The 13,401-nt window shown below is 44.3% G+C and carries 10 protein-coding genes; 3 read left to right on the forward strand and 7 right to left on the reverse strand.

Annotated elements, in window-relative coordinates:
- The first annotated feature begins 5 nt into the window (after positions 1–5).
- On the forward strand, positions 6–980 hold the full coding sequence (locus V6W81_RS06410; protein ID WP_338542156.1) for an iron-hydroxamate ABC transporter substrate-binding protein: 975 nt from the start codon (positions 6–8) through the stop codon (positions 978–980).
- Positions 981–1,200: 220 nt separating this feature from the next.
- Here V6W81_RS06410 and V6W81_RS06415 read toward each other — a convergent pair whose 3' ends face one another.
- Both V6W81_RS06415 and V6W81_RS06420 read right to left on the reverse strand, forming a co-directional pair.
- On the reverse strand, positions 1,201–3,792 hold the full coding sequence (locus tag V6W81_RS06415) for a glycine betaine ABC transporter substrate-binding protein (protein WP_338542158.1): 2,592 nt from the start codon (positions 3,790–3,792) through the stop codon (positions 1,201–1,203).
- A complete protein-coding gene (locus V6W81_RS06420) occupies positions 3,758–4,987 on the reverse strand; it encodes a quaternary amine ABC transporter ATP-binding protein (RefSeq protein ID WP_128100744.1) in 1,230 nt (409 codons plus the stop codon). Before V6W81_RS06420 ends, V6W81_RS06415 begins: the two co-directional genes overlap by 35 nt.
- A 498-nt stretch (positions 4,988–5,485) precedes the next feature.
- Between V6W81_RS06420 and V6W81_RS06425 the strand changes: the two genes are divergently transcribed.
- Positions 5,486–6,055, forward strand: coding sequence for a GbsR/MarR family transcriptional regulator (locus V6W81_RS06425; protein WP_145050452.1), 570 nt, complete (start codon positions 5,486–5,488; stop codon positions 6,053–6,055).
- A gap of 88 nt (positions 6,056–6,143) precedes the next feature.
- Here the strand turns inward: V6W81_RS06425 and V6W81_RS06430 are convergent, their stop codons facing one another.
- A complete protein-coding gene (locus V6W81_RS06430; protein WP_338542159.1) occupies positions 6,144–7,766 on the reverse strand; it encodes an AraC family transcriptional regulator in 1,623 nt (540 codons plus the stop codon).
- A gap of 148 nt (positions 7,767–7,914) precedes the next feature.
- Positions 7,915–9,201, reverse strand: a complete 1,287-nt coding sequence (locus tag V6W81_RS06435) for a DUF5050 domain-containing protein (protein WP_338542160.1) — start codon at positions 9,199–9,201, stop codon at positions 7,915–7,917.
- Between the two features lie 241 nt (positions 9,202–9,442).
- On the opposite strand from V6W81_RS06435, the gene V6W81_RS06440 reads away from it, so the two are divergent.
- A complete protein-coding gene (locus V6W81_RS06440) occupies positions 9,443–10,453 on the forward strand; it encodes a Gfo/Idh/MocA family oxidoreductase (protein WP_338542161.1) in 1,011 nt (336 codons plus the stop codon).
- 25 nt (positions 10,454–10,478) lie between these two features.
- Here the strand turns inward: V6W81_RS06440 and V6W81_RS06445 are convergent, their stop codons facing one another.
- From V6W81_RS06445 to V6W81_RS06455, 3 genes are all read right to left on the reverse strand, one after another.
- On the reverse strand, positions 10,479–11,273 hold the full coding sequence (locus V6W81_RS06445) for a MurR/RpiR family transcriptional regulator (protein ID WP_338542163.1): 795 nt from the start codon (positions 11,271–11,273) through the stop codon (positions 10,479–10,481).
- A gap of 111 nt (positions 11,274–11,384) precedes the next feature.
- Positions 11,385–12,218 carry an ABC transporter permease gene (locus tag V6W81_RS06450; RefSeq protein ID WP_338542164.1) on the reverse strand — a complete coding sequence of 278 codons (834 nt, stop codon included), beginning with the start codon at positions 12,216–12,218 and terminating at the stop codon, positions 11,385–11,387.
- A complete protein-coding gene (locus V6W81_RS06455) occupies positions 12,211–13,116 on the reverse strand; it encodes an ABC transporter ATP-binding protein (RefSeq protein WP_338542166.1) in 906 nt (301 codons plus the stop codon). Before V6W81_RS06455 ends, V6W81_RS06450 begins: the two co-directional genes overlap by 8 nt.
- Between the last annotated feature and the right edge of the window lie 285 nt (positions 13,117–13,401).

A 13,401-nucleotide genomic window follows, 5' to 3' on the forward strand; every position in this document is an offset into this window, starting at 1 on the left:
CACAGATGAAAAAGAGAATGATCCTGCCGTTGATTGTGATCATGCTGTTCACGATCATCGCCAGCGCCTGCGGTAACGATGCTTCAAATAATGCAACTAGTAACAGCAATCAGGAGACTGCTGCTGATACAACAAGTACAGGTGCTGCTCAGGAAGAGACAACGGATACAATTACGTATCAGTCTGAAACTGGCCCTGTAGAGATTCCGGCCAAGCCCGAGAGAATCGTCGCTCTGTCGAATGGCCCTAATATACTTTCTATGGATGTAACACCAGTGGGTGTGGATGAATGGACTGCGGCAAATCCGCTGTTTCAGGACAAATTAAAAGATGTTGCCATCGTAACAGACTCGGATCCAGAGAGCATCGCGGCATTGAATCCGGATTTAATCATCGCAGGTTCAACGGCGAAGAATCTAGAACAACTGGCTAAGATTGCACCTACCATTGTGTATACTTGGGGCAAACTGGACTACTTGGATCAACAGTTAGAGATCGGTAAAGTACTGAATAAAGAAGCTGAAGCACAAGCATGGATTGATGATTTCACGAAAAGAGCAGAAGACATCGGCAATGAGATCAAAGCTAAATATGGGGATAACGTGACGGTATCCACAATTGAAATATTTGAAAAAGAAGTATTTGTCATGGGAGACCATTGGGCGCGGGGAACCGAAGCGTTATATCAAGCCATGAAGCTGAATATGCCGGAACAAGTGAAGAATGATACACTACAAGAAGGCTATCACTCCTTATCACTTGAGGTTCTTCCTGAATACATGGGTGATTTTGTTGTAGTCAGTAGAGATATGACTCGGGATAATGAAATTATGAAATCTACCATTTGGAGCAATATACCTGCTGTTCAGAATAAACACGTCATTGAGCTGGAAACGAAAGCTGTCACGTATAGTGATCCAACTACACTTGAATATGTATTGAACATCTTCAAAGAAGCGTTTCTTGGTGAATCGAAGTAAGTAGAAGTAAGTAGAAGTAAGTAGAAGAGCTTATGAGTTCTTTTACACCGATTGAAAATGACAACATTTACGCACACGCACAAGTTTGGCCCTCACATTTCATAGTTTCGCCAAAACAAAACAACCTTCTCGCTCATCGAGAAGGTTGTTTTGTGATATATGAGCAGCGTAACACCACTCACTTTTTTTCCAAATCCAGGTTTATACAACTCGAATTGGGTTAATTATCTTTTAAATCTTCAACCGAATTGATGTCCATGTAAGTTGGAACGACAAGTCCTTGTTTCACACCTGTCATGCTTACAGCGATATCGTCGATTTTGTCTCCATATGAATCCCAATAGTCTCCATGAGTAAGTGGAAGCCAAACGGCTGGAGATGCATCGATATCCCCTGCTGCCAAGCCTGCCCACATTGGGCCTGCTTCGACTTGCAGTGCTTGCACGTTGTAACCTAGATCCGTCTCAAGGATGTATTTCATTAGATTCGTACTTGCAATCTCAGAGTCCCATGCAACATAACCTAGACGTAGCGTATCACCTTTAACAGGTGTAAGTCCTTTGATCCATTCCTCAATTTGGTCTGGATGTTTCTCAGCATAAGTCTTTGCAGCTTCTTCAGGGGAAATGCCTTTTTGAATGTCGACCATGATTTCACTCATTTCGTCGGCAGTCCAATTAAAGCGAGAGAAGAATTCGTAAGCCACAGGATGATCTTCTTTTATCCCTTTACGACCAACGGTGTGAACTTCTTCTGCATCCCCGAAGATTTTGTCGGGGTCATCCAGATACTTAAGATCATACTGATTGAACATCCAGTGAGGCGTCCAGCCTGTAACGATAATGGGTTCTTCATTTTTATAGGCTTTGTCTAAGGATGCAGTCATCGCTGCGCCAGAGCCTTCAATTAGATTCCAGTTCGTTAAACCATAATTCTCAATGGCATTTGCTGTAGCTTTCATCAGACCTGCACCTGGGTCAATCCCAACGATTTGGTGATTAACCTCGTTGCCTACATTCGTACTTGCTGTTGGAGCAGCAGCAGAAGAAGCGCCAGTTTCCAGATCTTCAATGGAATTAACATCTGTCATATAACTCGGAACCACAAGACCAGTACGTACTCCCGTCATGTTAGCACCAAGATCGTCAACTTGATCTTTGTACCGATCCCAATAGTCCGCATGTGTCAGTGGCAACCACGCTGCCGGAGAGGCATCTACGTCACCAGAAGCAACACCCGTCCACATTGGACCTGCTTCAACTTGAAGGGCATTAACTTTGTAACCAAGTTTTGTTTCCATCACATATTTTAGCAGGTTTGTACTCGCTATTTCGGAATCCCAAGCTACATAGCTGAGCTTGAAGGCATCGCCATTTACCGGTGTTAGACCTTTAGTCCATTCATCGATCTGATCAGCATGCTTCTCAGCATAATCTTTAGCTGCATCTTCTGGAGATGTACCATCTTGGATGGCAATCATCATTTCACCCATCTCATCGGATGTCCACTTAAAGCGGGATAAGAATTCAAAAGCGACAGGATGATCTTCTTTCAATCCTTTACGAGCAATGGTATGAATTTCTTCAGCATCCCCGAAGGATTTTTTGGGATCTTCCAAATATTTAAGGTCATATTTGTTGAACATCCAGTGCGGAGTCCAACCTGTAATGATAATCGGTTCTTCATTTTTGATGGCTTTATCTAGCGTAGCAGTCATTGCTGCACCAGAGCCTTCGATGAGCGTCCAATCGGTCAGATTGTAATCCTCAATCGCTTTTGCAGTTGATTTCATGATACCTGCACCTGGATCAATACCGATAATCTGATAGTTCACTTCATCACCTACAGCATTAGCTGCTGCGTTGTTTCCGCCAGCGGAAGATGTACCGCCCACGAAATACTGGGAGAAGCCTGCGAGGAGCACGACGAGTGTCGCTACAGAAGTAATCCATGCTTTTTGTTTCGATGTAACGCGTGACGTCTTCTTGCGACCTGGCATGAATAGATTCTGTGTGAATCGGTCAAGCACAATGGCAAGTACGACAACAGCGAGACCTGCTTCAAAACCTTTACCAATTTGCAGTTGAGTAACCGCACGATATACTTCGGCACCAATACCTTGCGCACCAATCATGGACGCGATAACGACCATAGAGAGGGACAACATGATGGTCTGGTTAATACCGGACATCACTGTAGGTAAGGCGAGAGGAAGCTGTACTTTGAACAATTTCTGTGCAGAAGTCGAACCAAATGCATCGGCTGCTTCCACCAGTTCGCCCGATACCTGCTTGATTCCGAGGTGAGTTAGACGAATCGTTGGCGGAATCGCAAAAATAACAGATGCGATAACACCTGGTACAACACCCAGGCTAAAGAAGGTAACCGCAGGCAGCAAGTAGACGAATGCAGGCATTGTCTGCATGAAGTCAAGTAGCGGTGTAATAATTCGTGCCGCTGTTTTGCTGTATGCTAGCCAGATACCAATCGGTACACCAAGTAGGATGGAGATTAACCCGGAAGTGATAACGAGACCGAGCGTATCCATCGATTGAGACCAGTACCCGAGGTTATCTACGAGCAGGAATCCGATCACTGTAAATAGGGTCAGTGGGAGTCGTCCCACAATAAACGCAAGAACACCTAATATCGCAATGAACAGAAGTGGGTGGGGCAACATAAACAATCCTGAGAAATATCCGACCACGCTCTCAATAACAACAGAAATAACTTTAAACAATCCGGAGAGCGAGGAGCTCATCCAGTCAACGATGGATTCAATCCACGATGCTAGTGGTATTTTGGGAATCATTCACAAGTTCCTCCTTTACTGCAACTTCACCGCTAAGAGCACCCAGCAGGGCACCGCGGACAATAACACCTTGCAGACGGCCATTCTCACCAACAACAGCAAGTGGCACATGGGCAGAACTTGTAATCTCGAACAACTCATGAATCAACGTTTCAGGTGGCACGGTAGGTCCATCCGTAATTAGGATGTCATTCAATGTCTTACTCTCACGCATTGCACGAGAAGCATCTTCAGCCGTAATAACACCTAGCAATTTCTTCGAACGGTCAATGACAAACAGGTTGGAAATACCACGTTCGCGCATTAATTCGAGGGCAACACGAGGACCACGATCTAGTGTAATCGTTTCTGGGCGACGCATAACGTGAGAGGCGGTAAGGACTTTGGATAAGTCCACGTCTTCGACGAAGCGGGCCACATAGGAGTTGGCCGGTTGAATCATAATTTCTTCCGGTGTACCGATCTGCACGACGGCTCCATCTTTCATAAGAGCAATACGATCGCCGATGCGCAGCGCTTCGTCCAAGTCATGGGTAATGAAAATAATCGTCTTTTTCATTTTATCCTGAAGCTCAATCAGTTCATCCTGCATATCACGGCGAATCAGTGGATCGAGGGCGCTGAAGGCTTCATCCATCAACAGCACTTCTGGATCATTGGCAAGCGCACGAGCAAGACCTACACGCTGCTGCATACCACCACTGAGCTCATCCGGCATTTTGTCTTCCCAGCCTTTGAGGCCAACCAGCTCAAGCGACGTTTTTGCTTTTTCACGTCGAACTTCTTTGTCCACTTTTTGGACTTCGAGTCCATACTCCACATTATCGAGAACGGTACGGTGCGGGAACAACGCAAATTTTTGAAAAACCATGCTAATTGTTTTCCGACGTACTTCGCGCAATTGTTCTTTGTTCATCTTACGTAAATCTTTGCCATGAACCAGAATTTCTCCAGATGTTGGTTCGATTAATCGATTGAACATACGAACCAGCGTGGATTTACCACTACCGGATAAGCCCATGATAACGAAAATCTCGCCTTCTTTGATCTCCATGTTGACCCGATTGACACCAACCGTTATCTGTTTTTCTTTGGCCAACTTTTCTTTACCCCAACCTTGCTCTAATAATTGTAATCCTTGCTCGGTTTGGGGGCCAAACAGTTTACTTACATTCTTCACTTCTAGTATGGTCATGTTTTCACCCCTTCTGATGTGTTGTGCACTTCGAACGGCTTACAGCATCCACAAGTCCATACACTTGTGCGCCCAGCCACGAAATCCGGTAATCGTTGCTTCGCTTCCCGTCTTTCTGGGTAACGTTTTGTATTCTAACAATACTTAACCAGTATATCAACCGAATAAACAGTACATAATGTTTATACAGTAAAAACTGTACAAAGTTTTCCTCCCATATGCTCCGTCTATCTCCTTATTCTGGCTAATTAGGCACCTTTACTTTTCAGAATGCTCCTTCTACAATAGAAAATGGGTTGAATTGAATTTAATTTTTTTGGTTAAAAGAGAGTCATAGGCAAATGTATCTTGGCAAAGTTACCATTTTAATACATTGGGTGGTCAAAGCCCTCTGGCGTATAGGATGTCCGGCCGGATGCTTTCCCATGTAAGCAGGACTTTGTAAGGATGCAATTATTTTTGCCAAGACTGGTAATGTTCAGAATGGAGGTTGCAAGCATGGGCTTGGACCATTTACAAGAAGAGCAGCAGGAAACAGTTCTTAGAATCCGGAAACGCGTCATTGAAGCGATTGGACGTAATATGGATCTATACGGCGTGACGCTGTCCACGGGACACTTATACGGTTTACTTTTTTTTGCGGACAAACCAATGACCCTTGACGATATGGGACGGGAAATGGAAATGAGCAAAACAAGCATGAGTACCGGCGTACGCACCCTGCTGGATCTGAAAATGGTGAATAAAGTATGGAGTAAGGGCTCTCGTAAAGATCTATATGAAGTAGAGTATGACTGGCACCAAACGTTTACAGACTATTTCGTCATTAAATGGAGAAAAGCGGTGGAGAGCAATCTTCAGACCCTGCGCAAATCCATTGAAGAACTAAATCGTTTAATTCGTGACTCGGATGAACAAGCTGACGCGGAGCTACTTCAGATCCTCATGGAGGACAAGAAGAAGATGCTGCAAGCGGAGGCATATTACAAATGGCTTGACCGATTAATTGATACAATGGAAGATGAAGAAATATACAAGCTTGTCCCTCGGGAAGAAGTTCAAGAATAGTCCTGATCCTGAAAAAAGATACGTAACACAAAAAGGCGTTCTCCACACTGGAGGACGCTTTTTCTGCGATTATGATGTGAACAACCTCTTATAGAATCCAAGCTGTTTGAGAAAAGGCAGCATACTGCTGGGCAATCTGCTCTAATTCATTCATGATCTGAATCTGTCCGCGTGGTGTCCAGCATATCTCAAACCAATGATGAATGTCATGGACATTACCATGAAGTACAGCAGGTGAGCGGTTCCAGCCTGCCGTCTGCTTCATTCGCCGCAGCACCTTCTCACTGGCAGCAAGGGTGGGTACACGTTGAATTAACAGATGGTCTGTATCCAGCAATGGGGTACTCTCTGCTAAGAACTCACTTTGTGGTTGATGGGGAGGGACAAGTTGTGCAGGTTGCAGCCCCAGCTCACCATATAACAATTCTGGCAGTGGATGATCAAACGTACCCTGTATGCGAACAAGTTGCGATGTCACTTGAACAAGCGTAATACGCTCATTAGCAAAATAAGTCTGTAGATGCTTGCTTGTCTCCAAGATTCGGAAGGCTAGCTCTTTGATATGAGATAACGCTTCTTTTTCCCTTCCAACCAGTTCACCGATTAGAAGATAACTTTCGCGCCAGTCTTCCACTTTGTTCAACACCACAGTAGGTGCAATGCTTTTGAGTGTATCCACATATGACTCATGGTACCAATCTGCGATGATTAAGTCAGGCTTGGCTCTGCGAAGTTTATCTAATTGAGTAGTGAACTGACGATGGAATTCTTTTTCAGCGACTTCTCTGTCATTCCATGCATTAACTGAGGCAACCGGCTCAAGACCTAGGGAAGACAGGTGTTCAGACAGGGCAAGCACCGATGCGGTGGCAACTTTTAATTGATTTTGCTTCATATATAAACTAGGGGAAATACCCACAGTTTGTTTGAATTTGCGATTGAAATAATATTCGTTGCCATAACCGACGGATTCTGCGATTTCTTTAATGGAACAATCATTTTGTTTTAATTGTAATTTGGCTTTGCAGATCCGAAGTCCGTTCAGATAATCGGTGGGGGACATGCCCTTTGCTTTTTTGAAGCTTCGAGAATAAGAGCTGGGCGTAAGGTTGGCAATTTTGGCGAGTTGATCCATGCTAATCCCGTCTCCCATGAAGCGGTGCATATATCGGATACTACGCTCGAGTGCCGGATCAACTCGTTCTTGATTCGCTTCTAGCCGATGCTCTGAGACGTACTGGAGCAATTCATGGAGCTGGCTATGTATGCTAACAAAATGATCTTGCGTCACACCGCGATATGCATCGTACAGTTGTTTAAAGCGTGCCACGAGTTGCTGTTCCTGACGGACAAGTATTCTCCCTGTATGCCAATGCAGCGGAAGCCCAGGAACAGATGTCATTTTCCATTCACCGTGGATTTGCTGCACGATAACCGTGCTCATGCTCACCAGAATAAATTCCGTTATATTGGACGAGGAGATGGCCTCGACGTGTGTACCTTCTTCTATGACAAACAGTTGATTGGCTGTAGCCGAATAGAGTTCATCATTAAGGGACAGAAGCCCTTCACCTTGTAAAACAAGGCACAGCATTGGACGGGACACCGCTCTGCTATTTACACGGAAATTCTCCCCACGGCGAACCCGGCACATGGAAGAGAGCAACGGCAGAGATGAAGTTTCATTATTGAAAGAAATCTGTTCAGTCATACCGACCATCCTTTTTGGCTCATTTTCTTAATGATAACAATTATCATTCTCATATGGAAGTTTTTTTTGAAATTGACGAACGTATAAACAAAAAAACACCCCGAACCTTAGTAGGTTCAGGGTATTTCTGATGCAGTAGGAATGCTGCTTAGTTAGATGTAACCAAGCGGATATCGTCAAGGTATACGTCACTAAGCACTTTTTTGCCTGTACCATTGGCATTTACGTGGTACAACCGATAGAGGTCATTTGCGTTGATGTAGAATACGCCTGGCACGTTGTTTCTGAATAGGAAGGTATCCCACTCTTCGCCAGTAAGTTTGGTTACCTTGAAGGCTGTTGTAACAGAGTAGAGACCGTTGTTGCCTGAGATGTACACCGTGGTTGGTGTGCTGTTTGTATACTGATTAGACGCATACGTAACGTTGTTCAGGTTTAGGGTAGTCGATTTGGTCACCTTGTTGCTAGCAAACGTTTTGCCGTAAGCTTTTTTGTCTGCATCAATGATGATTACTTTATCTGTTCCTAGAGCAGTGACTTCTCGCACACTCTTGCTGTGAACCTGGAAGGTCTTGCCCGCAGAAGTCAGAGCAAAGGCTTTGCCTGTTGAATAGTTGTAATCTTTGTTGCTATCAAGCACGATGCCTTTGTTATAAACGTAAAGGTTATTTCCCCAGCCACCGGAGTACACGGCGTTCACATCAAGCTTAGACTTGGGATTAACAGCTGTACCCTTGCCGGTATTGTAGTTTACTTTGTACAGAACCATCGCATTGGTTGAATAGTAATCTTCGTAAGGATCCGTATTGAGCATCACTTGTAACTCATTTTTGGCTTCATTCAGTAGGTAACGACTCTCTACAGCACCAGATGCAATCCGTTGCACAGCTCCGCTACCATTAGAAGCTTTGGAGACAAACCATGTGTTGCCATTAACGAGACCGTTGTAGTATATGCGACCTTTATTGACCGAGAACATCGGGAATTCTGTATCTGCTTTATCGGCAATCTTGGTAGCGGAAGACGCAGCGCTATTTCCATTTGCTCGATAGATCTGTCCTGTTGTATCTAGATAATAAATGAATCCGTTATCGGTGTAGTAATCGAGTACACCTGTTGCATATGTCTCCGCAGCATCACTTGATCCATCATTCGGGACTCTAAGCAGGGTTGTAGAATTATTGGATGGCAGGTAATAGAGATAAGAGCCTGCTTCGACCGGATCGGTACCTTCATAATCAATCAATACTTCTGTCGTTTCGCTGCCGTCCCCAGTCACCTTGTAGAGAACACCATCCGAATCATAATACACGCTAGACTGACTAAGCGTTGCAGCTTGTACCTCAGTCCCACCAATGAGTGCTGCGCCGCCCACCAGCGCGCAGATCAGCAATGCTCCCATGGAGCGCTGCATTTTGGCCAACCATTTGTTCATAATGAAATCGTCACCCTTCTTCATGTTATATATGTATAGACCTTTAAATTATATCGGTAAACAAGGGAAAAAATGTTACAGCTCCCAACTCCATCTGAACTAAAATGAAATTGAATTTCACTAAAATTTCTTCTCGGACTCCTTCTGTGCATGGTGATGCCAATTCGGTTCTTAAGCATTCTCGGAGCGGATCAAGCATGATAACATTCGTGTATCTTAGAGCAGAAGGAGTCATGATAAAATGCTAAATATCGCCATCATTGGATTCGGTAATGCTGTTGTCAATTATCACCTGCCTTATCTGGAGAGAACAAAAGACATCAAGGTGAAGAAGATCTATCGGCGTGAGGAAGATCGCATAGGTGATACAGCAAGAGAAGCGTATTATCCCGATATTACATTTACTATAGATTTCGATGACGTACTTCAAGATACGGAGATTGAATTAATTGTTGTAGCAACACATGTGGACAGTCATGTTGATTATGCGAAGCAAGCCCTAGAGCATGGAAAACACGTATTGGTAGAAAAACCGTTTGCTGCAACATCAGCAGAAGCGAAGGAGATTTTCGAACTTGCTAAGCACAAAAGTCTAATCGCTATGGCGAATCAAAACCGCAGGTTTGATGGGGATTTCTTAACCTTGAAGAAGGTAATCGAGAGTGGGAAACTGGGGAATATCCATGAAATTCAGTCTCACTATGATTATTTCAAGCCATCCTGGATCAGACCTGGGTTTGGGTTAATGCATGGACTGGCTGTGCATACCATTGATCAGATGGTTTCCCTATTTGGCGTAGCGGATCGGATTGATTACGATGTCCGAAGCTTCGTTTATCCGGGCCAGGCGGATGATTATATCGACATTGATTTTCGCTATGGCTTGACCAAAGTAACGATTAAGTGCAGTTTGTTAGTCAAGATTGCACATCCCAAGTTTGTCGTCCATGGCGACCGTGGTAGTTTCATTAAATATAGCAGTGGTCATCAAACCAAAAATGGAGAAGGGCCAACACAGGTATCCTTTGATCAAGAGCCTGAAGAGAATTGGGGTACACTGACTTATATAGATGATGAGGGAGAAACTCATACGGAGAAGGTACCTTCGGAGATTACGGATTATGGGCTGCTGTATGAGAGGCTAGTGAGGGCGATCCGGCATCAAGGTGAACAACCCGTTAAGAATGAAGAAGTACTGTATGTACTCGAAATATTACAAGCTGGGGTCGAGGCTGCGAAGCAAGCCCAATAATATAAATGAACTTAGCCATATCGATCTAGTAGGAGTCGCTAATACTGCCCATATATAGAATATCGAAAAGATAGAGCACAGAGACCATGGTAGACATCTTGGATAGACGTAACTGTTCATAATATCCATGGGTAAGAAGCGTTTCCGTGCACTGTCTGGACAGTGTTGAATGATTGTTGCTCGTGACTGCGATGACCTTCATGGACTTCTGACTAAGAATTGTGGCCGCATCAATCATAGACAGATTCTCTCCTGTATGTGATATGACAAATGAGAGCGTTGTCTGACTGGGAGTCATAGTGTTCAGATAATGCAAATTAGGGCTATTGTGAGCAATGGCAGATATGCCGAGTTCATTCCACTTGGTACAGGCTTGTTGGGCGAGATAATAGTTCATGTCGTTACCGTAGATATCGATTCGATGTGATTCTCTGACCCAATCTATAATTCGTTGCAGAACAGTAGGGTTCAACAGACGACGAGTCTCATTCAGTGCTTGTTCGTAGAGATAAGGAACGGATTCGATTGCTGCGAGTACATTACCTTGTTCTGCAATCAGCTGATCCTCAGAGCGGAATGGGGTAGAACTAGGCTGATATTCCAGCGCAAGTTTGAGTTGAAAGTCTGGGTACCCTTGGGTACCCAGTTTTTTGCATAAACGAACAATGGTCGAAGAGCTTGTATAGGTTAATTGAGCAAGTTCATGAGCGGTTGAATGAAAAACAATGTGAGGATTGTTTAAAATAAAGTCTACAATATGCTTTTCTTGTGTCGTTAATTTCTCTGCATATTTCAATTTTTGAAGTAGCTGGAATTCCATTCTATCCTGTATGCCTCCTACTAGCATTCTAGGTACATCTCTTCATATCATAACCCTTGAGTTTTGTTTTCTCAATGATCATCGAAGGGACGCTAGTCGCATCATAATAATCTAAATCTGACTCTCCGCTAATTGCTGGCGGCTGTTCCAGAGTGTAACGAGACGAAGCAGGATGAAGCAGACGAGTAGAAGAATTGCACCAATGAGAAGTAACATAGAAGGACGGATCAGCAGCATGCCACTTGCCTGACCAGCAATGAGAGCAAGTAGTGGAATGACGACGAGACCACCAAGCTGGTAGGCTTCCTGAAATCCACGTACTTTGGCTGAGATGAGCACATTGAACAGGATGACCATCAGACTGGATGAAGGCACAACCCAGAGTACTAGGATGATCCAGTTTAGATTAGGAAACATGATTTGTCCGAACATCGGGTACATCAGAATATTGGCAATAATGCCATAGATGATGAATGTAACCCAAGATAGAAGCACAGAAGGGATGAAGGCGGCGAGCACCTTTCCTTTGAACAAGGTATCCATGCTGATGGGTATGAATAATAATCCCTCCAATGTCTTGCGCTCTTTCTCACCAGCGAAGCTGTTCGCCGTTAATATGCTGGATGCCATCACTGGAATGATGAGGAACAACGGAGCGAACATGTACAAGGCAAGGTAATAGACAATTCGATGTTTATCCGTAGGCATGGAAGCGAGCTGAGGGATTTGCCCTGAACTTGTGAGTGCATCTAGAGAATCAAGCATAAATTCAAGATTACCTATAGTACGTAGTTCTGTTCTTGAGGCTACCCACAGAAGGGCGGCAGGCATAATAATACCAATCAGAAGCGGAACAATGATCATAGGAAGCCAGAGCTGCACACTGGCAGTGATAGCTCGAATATCTTTGCGAACAAGTGCACGAATGGCATGACGTTTATTCATGGTGGTGTGCCTCCCTTATGGCAAAATAAATACGCTCCAGATCACTGTTAACAATGCGAGCTTGATACACTTCCCCGTGCGCGGTCAACTGTCTTAGCAAGGTTGGAATATCCTCACGGGATTGAAGCTGGAAGACAGCTCGCTGCGCGGATATAACCTCAGGGGTATAACCTTCGACCCGATCCCATCCCTCTGGCAGAACAGCTTCTACTTCGATCCGCGGCGGCGTCTGGTAACGGCTAATAATCTCATGCTCAGTTCCTTCCTCCACTTTGCGGCCATTCTGCATAAATACATAATGGTCACACACGGCTGAGAGCTGTGATAATACGTGAGATGACACGAGAATCGTCAGGTGTTCCTCCTTGTTGAGACGACGGATCATCCGAAGAACCATCTGAATTCCATCTGGATCTAGCCCGTTAGTGGGTTCATCCAGAAATAGAACGGATGGACGGTGTAGCAATACCCGTGCTAGCCCTAATCTTTTTTTCATACCTGTACTGTAGGTACCGACTTTACGATGTTGATAATCTTGAAGCTCCAATAGATCCACAAGTTCGTTTATTCTTGCATCACGCTGCGGAATACCAAATGCATCTGCAAAGAAAGCCAGGTTGTCACGCCCACTCATATTGTCATAGAGCCCGCTCTGTTCCGTCAGTGTACCGCACATGGCAAGAACCTTCTCTGTCTCCACGAACGGATCAAGCCCATGAATTCGAACCTGTCCGCCGGAAGCGCCAAGAACACCATTCATGATGCGAATCAGAGTGGTTTTACCTGAGCCGTTAGGGCCAATCAAACCTGTGATACTGCCTTCTGTAAGGGTAAAGCTAACATCGTTTAATGCTTGATGATCCTTGAACTGTTTAGAGATATTACGAACATTAATCATATGTATTCACCGTCTTTCATACTGATCAGAGCTTCGTTAGCGATGATTCGTCATGCACTTAGCTCGATCCATGTTTGCTAATGATACGAGTAGCTTAGTCAGATCGTTCAATCCTTCTCGAAAATAGTTATGATGAATGTTCATAAGTACGCCGCTGCTTGATTTTCTATATGAATTTGTATCTTTTTCTATCTTTAGTCCCAAGTGATCAACATAGTTATGAATCTAAAGTCTATTGAATTCGGGTCCCAGGTTTGTTTTCATCCGTTCTGCTAGCTAGTATCC

Origin of the sequence: Paenibacillus tundrae (assembly GCF_036884255.1) — a bacterium.
Classification (GTDB): domain Bacteria; phylum Bacillota; class Bacilli; order Paenibacillales; family Paenibacillaceae; genus Paenibacillus.